This window comes from Labrys okinawensis (genome assembly GCF_002982075.1).
Classification (GTDB): Bacteria; Pseudomonadota; Alphaproteobacteria; order Rhizobiales; family Labraceae; genus Labrys; species Labrys okinawensis_A.
In genome coordinates this window covers 649,029-668,007 of sequence record NZ_PUEJ01000001.1, presented here as the reverse complement: position 1 = coordinate 668,007, position 18,979 = coordinate 649,029, and the positions used below count along the sequence as shown (strand labels likewise).

The 18,979-nt window shown below is 63.4% G+C and carries 18 protein-coding genes; 5 read left to right on the top strand and 13 right to left on the bottom strand.

Annotated features, from left to right (window positions below; genetic code table 11):
- Positions 1–64 precede the first annotated feature (64 nt).
- Complete coding sequence (locus tag C5L14_RS03065; protein ID WP_105860520.1) at positions 65–715, top strand: BON domain-containing protein; 651 nt, start codon at positions 65–67, stop codon at positions 713–715.
- A 47-nt stretch (positions 716–762) separates the two neighbouring features.
- Here C5L14_RS03065 and fixJ read toward each other — a convergent pair whose 3' ends face one another.
- A complete protein-coding gene (fixJ, locus tag C5L14_RS03060; RefSeq protein WP_105860519.1) occupies positions 763–1,380 on the bottom strand; it encodes a response regulator FixJ in 618 nt (205 codons plus the stop codon).
- Entirely contained in the window at positions 1,370–2,971 is a 1,602-nt protein-coding gene (fixL, locus tag C5L14_RS03055) for a sensor protein FixL (RefSeq protein WP_105860518.1), read from the bottom strand. The genes fixJ and fixL overlap by 11 nt, the downstream gene beginning before the upstream one ends.
- A gap of 263 nt (positions 2,972–3,234) precedes the next feature.
- On the opposite strand from fixL, the gene C5L14_RS03050 reads away from it, so the two are divergent.
- Entirely contained in the window at positions 3,235–4,842 is a 1,608-nt protein-coding gene (locus tag C5L14_RS03050; RefSeq protein ID WP_105860517.1) for an AAA family ATPase, read from the top strand.
- 36 nt (positions 4,843–4,878) lie between these two features.
- The gene (locus C5L14_RS03045; RefSeq protein WP_105860516.1) at positions 4,879–6,138 is read left to right on the top strand and encodes an MgtC/SapB family protein; all 1,260 of its coding nucleotides are present in this window, start codon (positions 4,879–4,881) and stop codon (positions 6,136–6,138) included.
- A 33-nt stretch (positions 6,139–6,171) separates the two neighbouring features.
- On the opposite strand, the gene C5L14_RS03040 is transcribed toward C5L14_RS03045, so the two are convergent.
- The 6 genes from C5L14_RS03040 to C5L14_RS03010 form a co-directional block, all read right to left on the bottom strand.
- Positions 6,172–7,359, bottom strand: coding sequence for an acetate/propionate family kinase (locus C5L14_RS03040; protein WP_105860515.1), 1,188 nt, complete (start codon positions 7,357–7,359; stop codon positions 6,172–6,174).
- A 248-nt stretch (positions 7,360–7,607) separates the two neighbouring features.
- Positions 7,608–9,791: a peptidase domain-containing ABC transporter gene (locus C5L14_RS03035; RefSeq protein ID WP_245443203.1), complete on the bottom strand. Its 2,184-nt coding sequence runs from the start codon at positions 9,789–9,791 to the stop codon at positions 7,608–7,610.
- Positions 9,788–11,044: an HlyD family secretion protein gene (locus C5L14_RS03030; RefSeq protein WP_146126816.1), complete on the bottom strand. Its 1,257-nt coding sequence runs from the start codon at positions 11,042–11,044 to the stop codon at positions 9,788–9,790. The genes C5L14_RS03035 and C5L14_RS03030 overlap by 4 nt, the downstream gene beginning before the upstream one ends.
- 151 nt (positions 11,045–11,195) lie before the next feature.
- Positions 11,196–11,444: a hypothetical protein gene (locus C5L14_RS03025; protein ID WP_105860513.1), complete on the bottom strand. Its 249-nt coding sequence runs from the start codon at positions 11,442–11,444 to the stop codon at positions 11,196–11,198.
- A 557-nt stretch (positions 11,445–12,001) separates the two neighbouring features.
- Positions 12,002–12,289: a hypothetical protein gene (locus tag C5L14_RS03015; RefSeq protein ID WP_105860512.1), complete on the bottom strand. Its 288-nt coding sequence runs from the start codon at positions 12,287–12,289 to the stop codon at positions 12,002–12,004.
- Between the two features lie 102 nt (positions 12,290–12,391).
- Positions 12,392–13,285 carry a LysR family transcriptional regulator gene (locus C5L14_RS03010; RefSeq protein WP_105860511.1) on the bottom strand — a complete coding sequence of 298 codons (894 nt, stop codon included), beginning with the start codon at positions 13,283–13,285 and terminating at the stop codon, positions 12,392–12,394.
- A 160-nt stretch (positions 13,286–13,445) separates the two neighbouring features.
- On the opposite strand from C5L14_RS03010, the gene C5L14_RS03005 reads away from it, so the two are divergent.
- Positions 13,446–14,222, top strand: a complete 777-nt coding sequence (locus tag C5L14_RS03005) for a class I SAM-dependent methyltransferase (protein WP_105860510.1) — start codon at positions 13,446–13,448, stop codon at positions 14,220–14,222.
- Positions 14,223–14,300: 78 nt separating this feature from the next.
- On the opposite strand, the gene tsaA is transcribed toward C5L14_RS03005, so the two are convergent.
- Positions 14,301–14,795: a tRNA (N6-threonylcarbamoyladenosine(37)-N6)-methyltransferase TrmO gene (gene tsaA, locus C5L14_RS03000; protein ID WP_105860509.1), complete on the bottom strand. Its 495-nt coding sequence runs from the start codon at positions 14,793–14,795 to the stop codon at positions 14,301–14,303.
- A gap of 312 nt (positions 14,796–15,107) precedes the next feature.
- On the opposite strand from tsaA, the gene C5L14_RS02995 reads away from it, so the two are divergent.
- A complete protein-coding gene (locus tag C5L14_RS02995) occupies positions 15,108–15,869 on the top strand; it encodes an FkbM family methyltransferase (protein WP_105860508.1) in 762 nt (253 codons plus the stop codon).
- 62 nt (positions 15,870–15,931) lie between these two features.
- Here C5L14_RS02995 and C5L14_RS02990 read toward each other — a convergent pair whose 3' ends face one another.
- The 4 genes from C5L14_RS02990 to C5L14_RS02975 are packed head-to-tail and all read right to left on the bottom strand — an operon-like array spanning position 15,932 to position 18,963.
- Positions 15,932–16,717 (bottom strand): alpha/beta fold hydrolase, encoded by a 786-nt coding sequence (locus tag C5L14_RS02990; RefSeq protein WP_105860507.1) that lies wholly within the window; start codon positions 16,715–16,717, stop codon positions 15,932–15,934.
- Positions 16,718–16,777: 60 nt separating this feature from the next.
- Positions 16,778–17,305, bottom strand: coding sequence for an isoprenylcysteine carboxyl methyltransferase family protein (locus C5L14_RS02985; protein WP_105860506.1), 528 nt, complete (start codon positions 17,303–17,305; stop codon positions 16,778–16,780).
- A 32-nt stretch (positions 17,306–17,337) separates the two neighbouring features.
- Entirely contained in the window at positions 17,338–17,904 is a 567-nt protein-coding gene (locus C5L14_RS02980; RefSeq protein WP_245443201.1) for a cytochrome P460 family protein, read from the bottom strand.
- An 18-nt stretch (positions 17,905–17,922) separates the two neighbouring features.
- Complete coding sequence (locus C5L14_RS02975) at positions 17,923–18,963, bottom strand: alpha/beta fold hydrolase (protein ID WP_105860505.1); 1,041 nt, start codon at positions 18,961–18,963, stop codon at positions 17,923–17,925.
- Between the last annotated feature and the right edge of the window lie 16 nt (positions 18,964–18,979).

Below are 18,979 nucleotides of genomic sequence, written 5' to 3'. Positions count from 1 at the left end.
AGCTTCCCGCATGTCGGCGGCGCGGAGCGCCTTGGGCCGGCGATGGGATGATGAGGAAAAGCCGATGTCGAACGATAGCAAGCTGCAGCAGGCCGTTCTTGACGAACTCGCCTGGGAGCCGAGCGTCGCGGCCGGCCATGTCGGCGTGACGGCCGAGGATGGCGTGGTGACGCTCACGGGACATGTTTCGAGTTTTGCCGAGAAGAGCACCGCGGAAGCGGCGGCCCGGCGCGTCAAGGGTGTCAGGGCTGTCATCGAACATGTCAAGATCAAGCTTAAAGGTGACGTTCGCATCACCGACGACGAGATTGCCGCCTCGGCGGCTGCGTGCCTGAGCGCAGATGTCCATGTGCCCAAGGATAGCGTTCAGGTCGTGGTCGAGGAGGGCTGGATCACGCTCAATGGCGAGGTGGCCTGGAACTATCAGAAGGAAGCGGCGGAGCAATGTGTGTGGCGACTGCCAGCTATTGTGGGCGTCACCAATCTGATAACCATCAAGCCCGCGGTAGACGTCTTCAATATCCGGGACGATATCACCCATGCCCTGAACAGGTCATGGTTTTTCGATCCGCAGACCATCGAGGTGAGGGCCGAAGGCGGCCAAGTCAGATTGAGCGGCACGGTCCAGTCGCTGCATGAACGCCAGATTGCTGCCGCAACGGCCTGGCGGGCGCCGGGAGTGACGGAGGTCCTCAACGATCTGGTCGTGGTCTGACCTGACGCAGGGCCTCTCCAGCGGTGCCCGAAGAGATATGCGACCGATCAGTCGCCCAAGGCACCGCTGCGTATCGCCTGCCTGACCAGTTCCGAGATGCTGCCTGCCTGCATCTTCGTCATGACATTGGCACGGTAGACCTCGACCGTGCGGGGACTGATCTCGTATTCTCTGGCGATCTCCTTGTTGGAGAGACCGGCAACCAGGCCGTTCAGGACCTGGCGCTCGCGCGGGCTGAGAGAGGCGAGACGGGCGGCGAGTTCGCTGGCATCGGCGGCGACCTTCGTGGCCTTGGTGCTTTGTTCGAACGCCGCATGCAGGACATTGATGAGCCGCTCGTCCTCAAACGGCTTTTCCATGAAATCTATCGCTCCCAGCTTCATGGCTTCGACGGCGAGGGGGACGTCGCCATGGCCGGTCATAACGATGACCGGCAGATGACCGGCCGTGGCCTTCACGCGCTTGAGCAGTTCGATGCCGTCGATATCTGGCATGCGAATATCGGTGATCACGCAACCGAAGCCGAGCCGGGGCAGGGCATCGAGAAAGTGCTCCGCCGTCTCGAAGGGAGTGACGGCAAAGCCGGAGGTCGACAGGAGAAAGGCCAGCGAATCCCGCACGGCCGCGTCGTCGTCGATGATAAACACTCTGGCATTAATCGGCATCGGAAGACGTCTCTGGCAAGTTCTGGGGGTCGGCGAGGGTGCCGATTGGCAACGAGAAGTGGAATGTGGCGCCGCCGGATCGATTGGTTTCGGCCCACATTTTCCCGCCATGGGCTTCGATGATGGAGCGGCTGATGGAAAGGCCGACGCCCATTCCCGTCTGCTTGGTGGTGAAGAAAGGCTGGAACAGGTTGGACCGGACGTCGTCGGCAAAACCATGGCCGGTATCCTCGACGCGGATGCCTATCATGTCGTCATCGATCGGGGCATTGGAGACCGTCAGCTCGCGTCGCGCGGACCCTTGCATGGCCTCGAGCGCATTGCGGAAGAGGTTCACCAGGACCTGCTGGATCTGGACCCGGTCCGCCAGAACGAGGTCGCAGGAAGGATCGAGATCGAAACGCAGGACGATTCCCTGCTCGCGGGCGCCGACAAGGCCGAGCGCCCCCGCCTCCTCCACGAGCTTGGCGATGCTCTCGATCCTTTTTTCGGTCTCGCTTCTGGTCACGAAACTGCGCAGGCGCCGGATGATCTGCCCGGCCCGCAGCGCCTGCTCCGCAGCCTGGTCCAGCGCGGTTTCGATCCTGTCGAGGCCCTCCAGGTTGGAGGCGCTCAGCAAGCGTCGCGAGCCCTTGAGATAGTTGCTGATCGCCGCCAGGGGCTGGTTGAGTTCATGGGCGAGAGCGGACGCCATTTCTCCCATGGCGCTCAGCCGAGACATATGAACCAGCTCCGACTGCAGTTCGGAAAGGCGGGCCTGCGTCTGCTGATATTCCGTCAGGTCCCGCACGAAGCCGGTGAAGTAGCGGCGCCCGCCCGACTGCATCTCGCCGACCGACAGATGCATCGGAAAGGTGGAACCATCCTCGCGCTTGCCGGTGACGATGCGGCCAATGCCGATGATGTGGCGGTGGCCGGTATCCTGATAGCGATGCAGATAGCCGTCATGCCGCGAGCGGTCGGGCTCCGGCATCAGCAGCTTGACGTTCTGGCCAATGGCTGCCGAGCCGGCATATCCAAACAGCCTCTCCGCAGCCCGGCTGAAATATTGCATGATGCCGGCCTCGTCGATGACGACCATGGCATCGGGAACCGTCTCGAGGATCGAGCGGAGATGCTCCTCGCGCGTGCGCACCGCTTCTTCCAGCCGCTTTTCCTCGTCGATGTCGATCACGATGCCGCCCAGGCAGACGGGCGCGCCGTCCTCCGCTGTCAGGACGCCTCCGCGAAGCCGCAACCAATGGCTGGCTTTGCTCGCAGCGCTGACGCGGCAGGCAATGTCGAAGGCGGCACCGGATGTAATCGAGGCATTCAGGGCCGCGGTCGCCACCTCGACGTCCCCGGGATCGAGCAATGAGAGGAAGGTGCGGTAGTCGAGTGGCTGATCGGCCCCATATCCGAGAAGCACGCGGGTCGTCTCCGACACCTTCAGGGTCTGGGAGGCAATCTCGAAAGTCCAGGTGCCGATGCCCGTGCAAGCGAGGCCCGTTCGGATCGCACGATCCTCCTGGTCTGGGACAGACCCATGCTGCAATGGTTCGACCACGTCCGGCCTCCGCGAGGGATTTCCTCTATAGAGAGAGGCAGGCATGATCTTTCAAGAAGAATTGTTCGAAGCAGGACGGTGATGATCTTGTCCGGCAGGCCTCGCAGACTTTCTTCGCAAAGCGGCGTGGTCGTCGAAGCCTCCGATGGTTGCCTGCCAAGTCCTCGCGCGCTGCCTTCTTCCTGGCTGCACCGCTCGTGTCGCCGGTATCCAATTCGACAATATTGCGCTGGATCAATTCGTTCGGACCGCAGAACCCCTTCAATGGAGCGATGTATCGACTCGGCATCGTTGAAGAGGGATGAGCCATGGCAGTCTCCACGATCTTGAAAATCTCCCCTCCCGCGGCCACCCACGTCGTCGCCGATCAAAATGAGGTGATCGATTTTCTGCTTTCGCCCTGCACGCATGGCAGGACAGAGCCGGTGCAACGCATCGATACCCACGGCGCGATCGTCTTCCTGGCGGGAGATCGCGTCTACAAGCTCAAGCGCGCCGTCCAATTCCCATTCATGGACCTGTCTACGGTGGACCGCCGGGGCCGGGCCTGTGAGCGGGAAGTCGAAGTCAACAGCGCCTATGCGCCTGAGATCTATCTCGACGCCGTCCCGATCACCAGGTCCGGCGACGGCCTGCAATTGCGCGGCGAAGGAGCGGTCGTCGACTGGGTCGTGCGGATGAAACGCTTCGACGAGACCGGGACACTCGATCGCCTCGCCGACCGAGATGCAATCGGCGATAGCCTGCTGGCCGATATCGTCGCGGCAGTGCTGGCTTCTCATGAAAAGGCTCCGGTCCGCGACGGGCTTGAGGCAACCCGCAGCCTGGAGCGCTATATCCGGCAGAACGACCGTGCGTTTCGCGAAAGCCCGTCCCTGTTTCCGCCGCAGGAAATCGAGGCGCTGACCGCGGCAGCCAAACAAGCTTATCGCAGCTGCTTCGATCTTCTCGTCGAGCGCGGCAAGGCTGGTTTCGTCAGGCGTTGCCATGGGGATCTGCACCTGCGCAACATCGCCGTCATCGATGGCCGTGCCACCTTGTTCGACGCCATCGAATTCGACGAGAGCATCGCGACCTGCGACGTGCTGTACGACCTGGCCTTCCTCCTGATGGACCTGTGGGATCGCGGCCTGCATCGCCACGCCAACAGGGTGCTCAATCGATATCTGTGGGAGGCATCCGAAGCCCATCTTGCCGGCCTGGCGGCCTTACCTCTGTTCCTTTCCATCAGGGCGGCCTTGCGGGCCAAGATCGCTGCCGCCGCGGCGATGGTCCAGGCGCCTTCCGAGGCCCAGGCAAGCCGGGCGGACGCCCGGCGCTATTTCGGGCTGGCGCGCCGGTTCCTGGTCGAGGTGCCGCCGCGGCTGGTGGCGATCGGCGGGCTCTCGGGGACGGGAAAGACCACCTTGGCGCTGGCATTGGCGCCGTTCCTGGGCAGGGCACCCGGCGCCGTCATCCTGCGCAGCGATATCGAGCGCAAGCGCCTGGCCGGCATCGCCCAGACGCAGAAGCTGTCCTCGGCGGCCTATTCGCCGTCCTCCAGCACGGCTGTCTATGACACGCTCAGCCGCAAGGCGGATATCGCCCTGGATGCGGGCTGCAGCGTCGTCCTGGATGCGGTCTATGCGAATTTACCTCAGCGGCACGTCGCGGAGGGCATTGCCCTGCGCGCCGGCGCCGGCTTCACCGGCTTCTGGCTGCACGCGCCGCTGCCCGTGATGGAGCGGCGCGTATCCAGCCGCAGGAACGATGCCTCCGATGCCGATGTCGACGTGGTCCGCAAACAGGCGGGCTATGATCTCGGGCGCATTTCATGGCATCGTCTGGACGCCACGTTGCCGCGTAAGGATATCGAAGATGAAGCCCTGTCGTGCCTGGCCCTCAGATGCGCGGATGGCCGGTCACGCAACGGCTGAGCCGGGCGAAGAAACGCCCGGCGGGGCAAGGTCGGCATGAGCCAGACCGAGATCCTCGCCCGCCTCGCAGTCGCACTCGGCATCGGCCTCCTCGTGGGCCTGGAAAGGGGGTGGCGGACTCGCGAGGAGGAGGATCATCACCGCGTGGCCGGGCTTCGCACATTCGCGCTTGCCGGGCTTACCGGAGGGGTCGCCGGCGCTCTGTCCGTATCGGCGGGACCGCTCGTTCTCGGCTTCGTCTTCCTGGGGTTTGCCGGGGCCTTCACGGCATTCCATTGGCTGGAGGCGAAGGCCGAGGGCAAATTTTCCGCGACCTCGCTGATCGCGGCACTGCTCACCTTCGTCCTTGGTGCCTATGCGGTGACGGGCGAGGTCCAGATCGCCGCCGCCGGCGGCGTGGCGACGACGATCCTGCTCGCCTTGCGGGAGCAATTGCATGGTTGGGTGCGAGGCCTGACCTGGCCGGAAATCAAGGCCGTGCTGGTGCTCCTCGCCATGTCCTGCGTGCTGTTGCCCGTGCTGCCGGACCGGGCCGTCGACCCATGGCAGACGCTCAATCCGTGGCAGCTCTGGTTGTTTGCGATCCTCATCGCCGGGATCTCCTTCGGCGGATATGTCGCGATCCGCCTGTTCGGCGACAGGCTCGGCGTCATCCTGGCCTCCGTCGCCGGTGGCCTGTCGTCCTCGACGGCCACGACGATGGCACTCGCCCGGATGGCCGGTGCCCATCCACAATCCTGGTCGATCCTGGTTGCAGGCATGCTGTCGGCCGGCGCCGTCATGGTGCTGCGGGTCGGCCTCATCGCCGCCCTGCTCAATCCGGCCTTGCTCGCCAGCCTTCTCTCTCCCGTTCTGGCTGCCGCCGCAGTCCAGGCGATCGGCGCCGCGGTTCTGGCCTTGAGGCGCGCGGACCACGAGGCGCCGAAGCTGGAGCTCGCCAACCCGCTCGAGCTCGGCTCGGCACTTAAGCTGGCGGCCTTCATGGCTGTCGTCCTGGTGGTGGGCAAACTGCTGCAGCAGGCCTATGGCGGCGCAGGCGTCATGATGCTCGCGGCAGTGTCGGGACTGGCGGATGTCGATGCGGTCACCGTTTCGATCGCCCGCATGAGCCTTGCCGATCTCGGTACCGGCTCCGCCGCCTTGGCCATCGGCCTCGCCGTCGCCGTGAATGCCCTGGCAAAGGTGGGCATGGCCGCCTATGCCGGGGGATGGCGTTGTGCCTTTCCGTTCGGAGCGATCAGCCTTCTTGCCATCATGGCGGGCGGGGCGGTCGGCTATCTGGCGAGCACGCGCTGAGCCCGCCCCCGGGGCGGAGATCGCCGGCTCCCTCTATTCGCCTTCCAGCCTGGCGAGAAGCCGCAGGGTATCCTCAGCCATGACCTGTTCCTCATTGGTCGCTATCACCAGGGCGCAGATTTCGCTGCTGTCGGCGCTGATCCGGCGCGCATTCTCGTTGTTGGCCTCGAAATCGAGATCGAGCCCAAGCCAGGCCAGGTGGTCGCAGACCTTCTCACGGATCAGCGGCTGGTGTTCGCCGATGCCGGCCGTAAAGACCAGGGCATCCAATCCGCCGATGGTCGTTGCCAGCGCGGCGATTTCACGGGCGATGCGCAGGCAGAACAGATCGATGGCTTCGGCCGCTTCGGCGGCATCGCTGGCCAGGAGGTCGCGCGTATCGGCACTCAGACCCGAGACGCCGAGCAGGCCCGAGCGGTGATAGAGCAAGTCCTCCAGGGCTTCGGGCGAATAGCCGCGCTGCTTCATCAGGTGCAGCGGGACGCCGGGATCCAGAGCGCCGCAGCGGGTCGCCATGGGAATGCCGTCCAAGGTCGAAAACCCCATCGAGGTATCGCGGCTGACCCCATTGGCGAGCGCGCACAGGCTCGCGCCGCTGCCCAGATGGGCGACCACCACGCGGCCCGTGGCCAGGCGGGGCGCGATTTCCCTCAGCCTGCCGGCGATGAACTGGTAGGAGAGGCCGTGAAAGCCATACCGCTTGATGCCCTGCTCGAAAAGTTCGCGGGGCAATGCGAAGCGCCGGACGATATCGGCCTGGGCATGATGGAAGGCAGTATCGAAGGATGCCGTCTGCACCAGATGGGGGCGAAGGTGCCGGATGGCCTTGATCAGCCTCACGCTTTGGGGCTGGTGAAGCGGCGCCAGCGGAACCAGGTCTTCGATGGCGCGCAAGCTGGCATCGTCGATCAAAGTTGCCTGCGAGAAGACGTCGCCGCCATGGACGACGCGGTGCCCGACGGCGACCAGCTCGGCGAGAGAAAAATGTTCGGTGAGCAGGCCGAGGGTCTCGTCGATTACCTCGTGGAAATCCTCGGTCACCGCGGCTTTCAGGAGGATGTCTACGATTTCGGGGCCCTCGGTGATGTGGAGGCCGAGCGGTTTGCGACGAAGGTCGATGATACCCATGCCCAGGCGTTCGAGTGTCCCGTCCTTGCGCTTGAACAACCCCAGCTTGATGGTGGAGGAGCCGGGATTGCAGGTGAGGAGAATGCCGGTCATCGAGAGGACTTTCCTTGGGCCGTCAGTTTGCACGCACGATGAGGCAGGATGACGTCGACGGCGTCCGTCTGCCGGCGGAAATGATGGGCATGCGGCCGGGGGTGCGACCCGTCACGTCTGCCCTTCGGTAAATGAGTTGCCTGGCCGCGATGTTCCCGGCTTCGGGCCCCGGCGCGGCCAGAATGTCCGCCTGCTCCGTGACCGCGGGCCGACTCTAGTCGAGCCCCCTCGGTCAGCCTTGATACGGATCAAGGACGCGGATGCTCCACGTGACGAGGCGCCGGAGCTTGGTTTGCGATCGCTTCTTGAAAGAGCCGCCTGCCTGGCGTGAGGTCGAGGATGCGATCGGCGGGAAGAAGGCTGGAGGCGCGATGGGCAACGATCACGCGGGTGATGGATAAATGCCGGATAGCGGCATTGATCAACGCTTCGTTTTCCGAGTCGAGATGGCTTGTCGCCTCATCCAGGAAAAGAATCCTGGGATTGCGGTAAAGTGCACGCGCCAGGATGAGCCTTTGGCGCTGCCCTCCCGAAAATGCGTTGCCCATGTCACCGACGAGGGTTTCATAGCCCATGGGCATGCGAACGATCTCATCATGGACCGCTGCCATTCGGGCGCACGCCTGCACATGCAAGGGGTTCATGGCCGGATCGAATGCGCTGATATTGTCGGCGATCGAGCCGGCGAACAGGCAATCCTCCTGCAGCACGCAGCCGACGCGGTCGCGATAGGCGGCCAGGCCCGCGGCCTGGATTGGAACGCCGTCGGCAAGGACCTGTCCTTCGCTGGGGCTGATCAAGCCTGCCATGATCTTCAAAAGGGTGGACTTTCCGACACCGGATGGACCGACAATGCCGATGCATTCGCCTGCCTGGATATCGAAGCTCAGATCCTTGAGGACGTAAGGCTCGTTGTCAGCATAACGGAAGTGGACGCCGCGAACCGACAGGGCGCTCGGATGGACCTCGTCGGCGTGCCGTACCGGCGGGGCAAGGCCCTCGTCCTCGGTTCTGGCGAGTGCGATGTCGGCGATGCGCTCGCCATGCAGGCTCAGCATCCGCATCGACATCAGCGTATCGACGAAGCCATTCGCCCGCTCGGTAAACTGGTCCTTGTAGGCAAGAAAGGCGATCAGCATGCCCACGGTCATGTCCCCGGCGAAGATCGCCCTGGTGCCGAGATAGATCAGGAGGATGCGATCCGCGCCGGCCAGCAATTGGGAGGCTGCCGAGAAGACGATGTTGAATTTCTCGATGCGGAGCTGAGCGCCGACCCGGTCTGCCAGATGGTTGAGCCATACGCCTCTTCGCCGCTGTTCGAGGTTGAGCACCTTGAGGCTGGCGATCCCGCGCGCACTTTCCATGAAATGCGAGTTTTCCTTTGCCTGATGGACGATCGCCTCCTCGGAGAGGGCGCGATAATGCGATAGACTTGCCTGGCGCAGGGTCGTGTAGAGCGCGGTGGCAGCGACCGCGATCAGCACCAATGGGCCGCCATAGATGAACATCATGGCAACCAGCGCCAGCGACATTACGCCGTCGAACAGGATGCCGATTGACTTGGTGGTGACGGTATTCTGAATCGTGTCCAGCGAACTGAAGCGGGAGACCACGTCACCGACATGGCGCTTCTCGAAAAAATCCAGCGGCAGGCGCATGAGCTTGTCGAACAGGCTGGCCTTCCATTGCAGCACCAGACTCGAACCGAAGATCATCATAGACCAGGATCGCACGAAAGTGGCGACCACCTTGGCGAGCAACAGCAGGCCGAGCGCGAAAACGACGAGAACGAGCAAGTCGGTATCGTTGGCGACTACGACCTCGTCGACCACGAGCTGGAAGGCGATCGGCATGGCAATGATTACCGCCTCCAGGAGTAGTGACACGGCCATGGCCTGCGCCATAGCCCGGCGAATGCCGACGGTACGCCGGACCATGTCGAAGAGATTGATGCCGACGCGTTCCGTCTTGCGTTCGAACTTCTCGGCCGGCCAGGCTTCCAGTGCGACCCCCGTGAAATGATCCGAGACCGTGGCGAGCGGTATCGTTCGCCGTCCCACCGCAGGATCGTGAATTGTCACGCTGTTGTGCCCGACCTTCGTCAGCACCACGAAATGCGCATGGTCCCAGTGCAGGATGCAAGGCAGGCGTAGTTGCCTCAGGCCCGCAAGGTCGAGACGCAGCGCGCGGGTGGTCAGGCGCATGCCATCGCTGAGCTGGATGAGGTCGCGCAAGGTCATCCCTTTGAGCGAGGCGGTGAAGCGACGGCGCATGGCCGTGAGGTCGATGGGGTGACCGTAATGTCCCGCTATCATGGCCAGGCTCGCCAGGCCGCATTCGGCAGTCTCCGTCTGGATGACGACCGGCGTCTTCGAGCGCAGATTGCCGGCCATTTGTTCGAGCAGGCGTGAGAAGGTGTTTACGCTGCTCAAGATCCGGTTCCCGTTGAAATGAAGCTCCCGCGCAGGCCATAGAGGGGCTCCAGCGCCCATTGATAAAGCGGGCGGCTGTCGGCCAGCAGGTCGGCCTCGAGCTGCATGCCGATCTGGAGGGGCTCGCGCTTGCCATAGGCGAGCACATAGTCCTGATCCGGGCGCACGGTCACGCGATAGAAGGATTGGCCCTGATACTTCTCGGACCCGCCTGAAAAGAACTGCGAAACTTCCTCGGGGCGCAGGGTGACTCGCGAGATCAACGAAATCGTCCCGGGAAATTGACAGAACTTCTGATAGGGAAACGCCGCATAGCGCAACAGCACGCGATTGCCTTTCTGGACGAAGCCGATGGCACTCGTCGGCGCCAGCAATTGAGCCTCCGAGGGCATTCCTTCCGGAAGAATCGAAAGAAGCGGCGTGCCGGCGGCCACGGTCTGGCCAAGCTGGGTGATGATCGAGGTCGCCTTGCCGCTGCGAGGTGCCGTGACGACGATTTCGCGTTGGGCTTCGTCCTCGGCGATCTGCCGTTCGACGCCGATGACCTGCTGCTGCAGCTTGCTGCGCTCAGCGGCGGCGTGCAGGTCGAATGAAGAAAGCTGATCGCGAATGTCCGCGAGCTTTGCATCGATCTGAACGCGCTCGCGTTTGAGTTGCTCCAATTGCGTCTGCTGGTTCATGTAGCTCTGCAGCAGTGCCTGGAAATTATTCAAGGTCGAGATTCCGCGCGAGAGATAGTCTTTGCGCTGGGCCGTCATTTCCTTGAAGGTATCGGTGTTCTGTTGGGCGATCGCGATCTGGTTGGAGATCTGTTCAGCTTCGCGCGTCAAGACGGCTTGCTGCGCCTGCAGGCTTTCCCTGCGGCTTCGATCGATGGCGTCCTGTCGCCTGAGATCGGCCTTGAGCGTCATATGCTGGCGTCTGAGCAGATCGACGACGGCGCCCTCGGTGCTTCCAAGCGAGGTCGTACGCTCGAGGGTGATCGTATAGAGGACGTCCCCCTGCCGGATGCTATCGCCTTCCTTCACTTTCTGGTTGCTGATCCAGCCCTGCACCGGGGCGATGATACGTGTGACGCCCTCCGTCGGCAGCACCACGCCCTGAACGCGCACACGTCGGGTATAGCTGCCGAAAACGATGAAGAGACAGAACAGGCCGATCAGAATGATCGCCATAATCGCCGCGCCACGCATTAATCGAGCGGGAGGCAGCACGGGACGCCCGAGCCATGCCAGCGAGCGAGCTTCCTGCACCTCGCGTCTGAACAGCTTGTCGAGAGAGCGGGCCAAGAAAGGCGACCCCCTGAACTGAAGGGCGGACGAAGGCGGCCAGAGCTGAACGCGCTCTGGCCTCGATTGTCATTCCAGGTTCAACGCTGGCAAGCCTTCGGTGATGAAGCTGGCTTCAGCTGATCTTGCCAATGCCGCCAAGGCCGGACGATCCCAGGATGAGGCCGGGTGTCAACGCAATGCCCGTCCAGGCGGAGGCAACCAACTGGGCAGCGCCCGCGCCGATCGCAGCGCCGCCGGCTACGAAGTTCGCCCAGGCCTCGTCATAGGTTGCGCCGCCTGCTACGGCGTCGATTTCATTGCTGTCGAGCAGGCGAAGCTCTGCTTCTCCAAGAACAGGGGTATGAGTTTGTAGATTTGACAAGGCATACACTCCTTTGTTGGTATGAAAGGCAGTCACGACTTCAATAGATCATCACTCAAAATTAATCATGTCAACCTGATTCTCCAAAATTACAATAAATCTCTTCTCTATATTAGAAAGTATTCGATATCTTTCCTCTAAGAGAACTATAAATTCACGCGGCGAGGCAGCGCGAACAGATGCGGGGGATAACGTTGGAAAGCGTTCGGCAGGATCGGCAGGGTGATGGCCAATGGAAGCCGTCCCGCCTCCTCATCCGACGTGCAGGATCCGGAAGCATTCCGGTTTCGCCGCGTCGCGATCGACGACCTGGACGGGCTGCCGCGCCCACTGCCAAACACCGATGCCTGGCACCCGCGAGAACCGGATCTCGCCGCGGGTGCCTTCCACGGCAAGACTCGGCCCGTGTTCGCAAGATTCCGATGGCTCTCGCATGCCTCGTAACCAGATCCGAGGTTGCAATTCCCGCAGCCTTTCCCGATACAATCGGACCGAAAAACGCGTCTATCTTTTTGAAATCATGAGCGATATTCGATGCTCCGCAGTCGACTATCGCTCTAGTCCGGTGCCGCGCCGATCGGTGGTCCGCCGGGTGGGCGGTGCAGGAAGGTAATCGAGGCATAGGCGCCGAGCCATGACCCCAGCGCGGCAAAGGCGACATAGATCCAGTTTTCGGTGTAGCTGATGACGGCATAGGACGACAGCAGATACCAGACACTGCTCCAGGTCGCGGCCGGGACGCGCTTGCGCGCCACAACCGCAGCGGTGAACATGACATACACCGCATCCGTGGCGGCGGTTGCCAGCAGCACGGCGCCGGCGGTGAGGGGATCGATAGCGGCCATTGCACCTTCTCCGAAGTCGGACAGGGGAGGGCGAATTAAGCCATAGTTGCGGGGCGCTGGCGTCCCTTTATCGAAGCGCTGGCGTCCGGGACGGAGCTCTGTTCAGCCCGGCGGCATCGGCGGGTCGGCTTTCAGGAATTCGGTGGCTTCGGCGCGAAGCCAGTCGCAAAACAGGCTCGACTTGCGATTGCGGCTCGCCCGGCGCAGGGCGACATAGGTGTGTCCGCTGTCGAGGAAGCCCATCGGTGCCAGCAGGCGGCCGGAATGGATGTCCTCGCTGACATAGGGCCATGGCGCGACGCAGACGCCGAGGCCGGCTCGGGCTGCCTCCAGCATGAAGTAGAAATGCTCATAATCGACGCGGGGCCCGGCCGCGATCGACTGCCCGGAGCGCGCATGCCAGTCGCCCCAGGCCCGCAGGCGCGTTCGCGTGTGAAGCTGCGGAACGCCCGCAAGTCCGGCTGACGATGCCGCAGCCAGCGAGGGAGCCAGCACGGGGCCGGTCTGCTCGGGAAACAGGTCGATGACGTCGGCTCCTTCAGGCCATGGGGCTATCCCGACGCGAATGGCGACATCGAAGCCGTCCCGGCTGAAATCGACGGGCCGGGAGGATGCCGTCAGGCGCACCTCGATCTCGGGAAAAGCGGCCTGGAAGCGATAGAGCCGCGGGATGAGCCAGCGCATGGTGAAGGTGCCTGGGCATGAGATGTCCAGAGAGCCCTGCTCGGTGTCGGCGACCGAGCGAACCGAAATGTCGATCTGGTCGAACGCCTTCACGAGGCCGGCCAGCAATGCGGAGCCCGCATCGGTCAGGCGCAGCCTGTTCTTGGGGCCCTCGAAAAGAGGTACGCCCAGGACCTGCTCCAGATGCTGGATCTGCCGGCTGATGGCGCTGTGGGTGACGTTGAGTTCCTCGGCGGCGCGCGTCATCCGGCCGTGGCGGCCCGCCGCCTCGAAAGCACGCAAGGCATTCAGCGAGGGGATGTGCCTGACCATGTGCACTTTCCGAACAAAAGGTGTTCGATCATATCGGTTTTCATCATGTAAATCATTGCGCTTTCTACCCCTGGAAAGGCAGGAATTGCGATTTTGGAACACAGAGGAATGGCGGGCGAACGGCCTCCCGCCTTGGTCCACGTCAGACAGGAGAGAGAGCATGTACGGCAGACATGAGGATGGCAGCGCCGGTGACGCGAATTACGGCGCGATCGGCAGCGGCTACAAGACCTACCGCCAGCCTGATCCCCACATCGCGCAATTCATCCTGGATGCCCTGGGCGATGCGGCGACCGTACTCAATGTCGGCGCCGGCGCGGGGTCCTACGAACCGGTCGACCGCAAGGTGACGGCAGTTGAGCCCTCCGCCTCGATGCGGGCGCAGCGACCGGCTCATCTGTCGCCGGCAATCGATGCGACGGCCGAACGCCTGCCTTTTCCCGACCGGAATTTCGATGCCAGCATGGCGACCTTCACGGTGCATCAATGGGCCGATCTCGGGCGGGGGCTCAGGGAGATGCGCCGTGTCACGCGTGGGCCGGTTGTGGTTCTTAGCTGCGATCCCGACGCGCTGGAGGGCTCGTGGCTGCATGTCTACGCGCCGGAGATGATCGCCGTCGAGGCGCGGCGCTATCCGGCCATGACGGCCATTGCCGGAGCGCTCGCCGGCCACGTCGAGATCAGGCCGGTCCCCATCCCCCTGAATTGCGTCGACGGCTTCGGCGAGGCCTATTACGGCCGGCCGGAGCGTCTTCTCGACCCTGGCGCGCGGCTTGCCAACTCGGCCTGGAGCTTCGTCGAACCTGCCGTCGGCGAGCGTTTCGTTGCCGATCTCAGCCGCGACCTCGAGGATGGCACCTGGGACGACCGATACGGCGACCTGCGCCGCCAGCCCTTCTTTGAAGGGTCCCTGCGGTTGATCGTGTCGAGACCGTGAGGGGGGCGATGAAGAACGAATTGCGGGCCTTTCCAGATCGACCCTCCTCATGCCTTTGACTGCGAGGTGAAATGCCGCTCAAGCCTGCGTCTGCCGATCGCCCGGTTGCTCCGGTGCGATCGGCTTGAACAGGGTGCGATCGGGCTTGAGATCCAGCAAGGGAGTGCCGTCGAGGCAATCGAGCCCTCGGACCAGTAGCGTTGATCCTTCAAGGGCCACCAGCATGGCGATCGAGGTGCCGATCGGGTTCGGGCGGACCGGCGAGCGGAGTGCGAATGTGCCATAGGTGGTGCCGTTGTCGCCTGGGCTCTGGCGGACAAGGTCGCGGCGCGACAGGTGCAGCCAGTAGAGGACTTCCAGGCGTTCGAAGCGCTCGATGCCGTCGAGCGCTGCCTGCCATGGCTCGAAGATCTCGATACGGCAGACCGGTCCGTCGGGCCGGCCCTGCCGCGGGGCCATCAGCCTGGACGTCCATGGCGTCCGTATCCGGCCGATGAATATCAGCCCCGCATCGCTCGGCTCGGGAGGGATGACCGCCACCTCGTTTCGCCGGATTTCGCTTTCACGAACCATGCTCGGATCCTTCTCGCGTGGCTTGCCGTAACGCGCATGTCCCGTGCCTCTTAAGCCTGGCAATCGTGACGCGGCGTGAGACATTGCGGCCGGCACAGTGTCCACCGCAACCCCAAGATTGGCGTTACCCTGGTAATCTCGGCAGCGGTTTTCTATGGTGCCGCATCTTCCCGGCGGTCGTGGATGGCGGAGGCAACGTCTCGGTCCAGTCTCCAACCAGCCGCCGGCGCCCGGCACGCAGTCGCACCCGAGGGCTCATCGCCTGCGGAGTGGCATGCCGCTCACCACGATGAAAGAAAGTGACGAATTGCGATGAACCGACCTGCCTATCCCGGCGTTGCCGGCCTTTCGAGTTCGGTGTTCTGCAAGAAGGAGCCGCGCAACACCAAGTTCGTGTTTGCCGAGATCGTCGACTATGTGCTTGCCGTGATCAGGCCCGACGGGGAGCCGGTCACCTTCGTGCAGGTCGGCGCCAATGACGGAGAGCGGGGCGATCCCATCAGCCGGCATGTCATCCAGGGCGGATGGCGTGGACTGCTGGTCGAGCCGGTACCGGCTGCAATGGAAAGACTGCGGGCCCATTACAGCACATGCCAGGGCCTGGTTTTTCGCGGCGAGGCGATCTGGTCGGAGGAGGGCAGGCGCGACTTCCACATTGTCCGCGGCGAGGACGTGTTGAGCAGCTTCTCATTGCCGACGATCATGATGCACGAGCTCAAATATGATGATCTGCCCGGCATGATCGAGACCGTGCCGGTGGTAACGCGCCGGCTCGACTCGCTCTGCCGGGAAACCGGATTCGAGATGGCGGACCTGTTGGTGGTCGATGTCGAGGGCTGCGACGACATCGTCTTGCGCACTTTTGATTTCGACCGCCACCGCCCTTCGGCGATCCTGTTCGAGCATGTCGCGCTCTCGGCCGAGGCTTCTCAGGCGATCGGCGAGTTTCTCGAAAAGCTCGGCTATGAGATCATCTACGACCGCCATGACTGCCTGTGCCTGCTTGGCGAACGGTTCGAGCCGCGGCTGGTCGAGTTCCTCGGGCGTGTCGTCAGGGCCGCGCGGGACAATTGAGGCAGGCGGCACGGGCGAATAGTTCGTCGCCCGTCCGTTTGCTGTCGGCGCCGATTTCCGGTTTATTTGGCCGGTGCGGCCTGCGCCGCCGTCTCGATCAGCTTGGCAACGGCTGCGGGGTTCGAGACCATCACCACATGCGAGGCGCCCTTGACCACGACGGTCTGCTTGGAATGGGCCCGCTCGGCCATGAAGGCGAGGGCCTGCGGCGGGATGTTGCGGTCCTTGTCACCATAGACAAACCAGGAGGGAATCGTCTTCCAGGCGGGTTCGGTCGAGGCTTCACCCAGTGCGGCCTCGGCGATCGGCCGCTGCGTGGCGGCCATCAGCTTCGCCTCGCCCGCCGGGACATCCGCGGCAAACTGGGCGGGGAATTTCGCCTGCTGGATATAGAGATCCTTGCCGCCCCCCGGGATCGGCACCGGCGGAGCAAGCGTCGGCCCGAGCGTCGAGCCGGGGAATTTTCCAGTGAGGCCGATGGCGGTCTCGCCCGTATCGGGCGCGAAGGCGGCGACATAGACGAGGCCTTGGACGTTGGTCTTGCCGGTGGCGGCCTCGCTGATGACGGAACCGCCATAGGAGTGGCCGACCAGGACCACAGGCGTCTTGATGCTGTCGATCACGCTGGCTACGGAGTCCGCGTCACCGCGCACGCTGCGCAGCGGATTGGCAGCCGCGACGACGGGGTAGCCATCCTTTTCGAGGCGCTGGATCACGCCGTTCCAGCTCGAGGCATCGGCAAAGGCGCCATGCACGAGGACGACGGTCGGCTTGGCGGTCTCGGCCAGCGCGGGCACGCTCAGCAGCAGGGCGCCGGCGACGGCCAGCCCCTTCACGAAGTTCTTCATCGGATGTTCCTTCAGGTTGCCGCCGCTCCTGACGCCGGATGCGGCGATGAAATAGGGCTGTTACAGATCGGGGGCGAAGGTCTCTCGCATCGCAGCCTCCTCCTGCCGTATGCGGGTCACCAGGGGGACGAGATAAAGGGGAATGCCGATCACCAGCGTCCAATAGGCGTTAAGAGCTAGAGCAAAACCAATGAGTTCCGGCAGGATGTTCAGAAAGTAGTTGGGGTGTCGCACGAGCGAGAACAGGCCGCTTTGGACGCGCCGATGCTGGGGGCTGATGATGATCTTGATCGTCCATAGCCCGCCAAGCGAGCGGATCACCGAGACCAGGACGAGGGCGGAAGCGATGTAAATGACGATGCCGCCGGCGGATAAGAGCGTGTTCGGCTCACGCGTGCCGGCCGCCGCCTCCACGACTGCGCAGATGTAATAGAGCACGTGGAAGATCGCGAGGAGGATGCTGTTCTTCGCGCCATATTCCGTCGCGCCGTGCTTCTTCAGGGCCTTTTCGTGCCGCGTCGAAATCGCGAGCGTGAGCAGGCGCCAGGCAAAGGCGGCGACGACGAACAGGATGAGATGAAACGGCATGGAAATTCCCGGACCCTCTGGAGCAAGGCGCTTTATGGCGCCAGCTTGGTAAAGACATAGTCACGCGCCTTCACGCGCGCCTCGTGGCAGGCAAAGCAGGTCTCGTGCTGGGCCTCGTCCACCGGCTTGCCGTCGACGAAGCGCCCGAAGCCCCAGCCGCCGGTAGCGGAATATTTCTTGGAATCCTTGACCATGACCTGCACTGTGGTCGCCTGTCCCGGGACCAAGGCGGATTCGAATTCGGGTGACTGAACATATTTCCAAGCAAGCTTGACCAGTACCGTCCCGTCGGGAAAGGGCAGGGTGCCGGCGCGATAGGCATCGAGCGCGGTCTTGTTGCCGAGGACGGTGCGCAGCTCGTTGAGGGGCTCGTGCTCCAGCGCCGGTGCAACCAGTTCCCATTGCCGGTAGCCGTCCGGGATAGTGACGCCATAGATCGGCGAAGCCGGCTTGGATGCATTCCCTGATGGGGGCGCGGGGGATTCTGCCGCTTTATTCGCGGCATTGTCGGTGTTTTGGGCGAGTGCCCCGGCCGTGGCGACGACAGCCGCCACCAGAAGGCCCCCGGCCAGGGGCATGATCATTGATGTCTTCATCATGGAGGTCCTTGGTCCGGCTCAGAAACGGGCGACGTCGAGCATTGCCTTGGCGAAAGCTTCAGTGGCTTCCTGCGGCAGGTTGTGGCCGATGCCGCCGGTGATCAGGCGATGCTCGTAGCGCCCGGAGAACCGCTTGGCATAGGAGGCCGGTTCCGGATGAGGCGCGCCATTGGCATCGCCTTCCATGGTGATCGTCGGCACGGCGATCGTCGGCAGGGTGGCGAGCTTCTTTTCCAGCGCGTCATATTTGGCTTCGCCCTGCGCCAGGCCGAGCCGCCAGCGGTAATTGTGGATCGAGACCGCGACATGGTCGGGATTGTCGAAGGCCTGCGCCGAGCGGGCGAAGGTGGCATCGTCGAACTTCCATTGCGGCGAGGCGAGCTCCCAGATCAGCCGGGCAAAATCATGGGTGTATTTCGCATAGCCGGCTTCGCCGCGGTCCGTGGCGAAATAAAACTGGTACCACCACTGCAGTTCCGCCTTTGGGGGCAGGGGGGCCTTGTTCAATGCCTGGCTGCCAATGAGATAGCCGCTCACCGAGACCAGGGCCTTGCAGCGTTCGGGCCAGAGGGCAGCCACGATGTCGGCCGTACGGGCACCCCAATCATAGCCGCCGATGACCGCCTTCTCGATTTTCAGTGCGTCCATGAAGGCGATGACATCGCTCCCCAGCGCTGCCTGCTGGCCATTGCGCGGCGTGTCGGACGACAGGAAGCGGGTGCTGCCATAGCCGCGCAGATAGGGCACGATCACGCGGTAGCCGGCCGCCGCCAGGATCGGCGCCACGTCGACATAGCTGTGGATGTCATAGGGCCAACCATGAAGCAGCAGCATGGGAGCGCCATCGGCCGGCCCGGCCTCGGCATAACCGACGTCGAGCACACCGGCCTTGATCTGCTTGAGCGAGGTGAAGGAGGTGTGGGCGCCGCGGCCGGATGCGGCCGGGGTGGCGTTGGTTTGCGCGCTGGCGGCGCCGATCGCGCCGAGCTGGGCGAGAACGGCGCCGAACGCCATGGTGCCGAGCAGGCCGCGGCGCGATTGATCGATTTGTTCCGACATCGACTGAATCCCGATT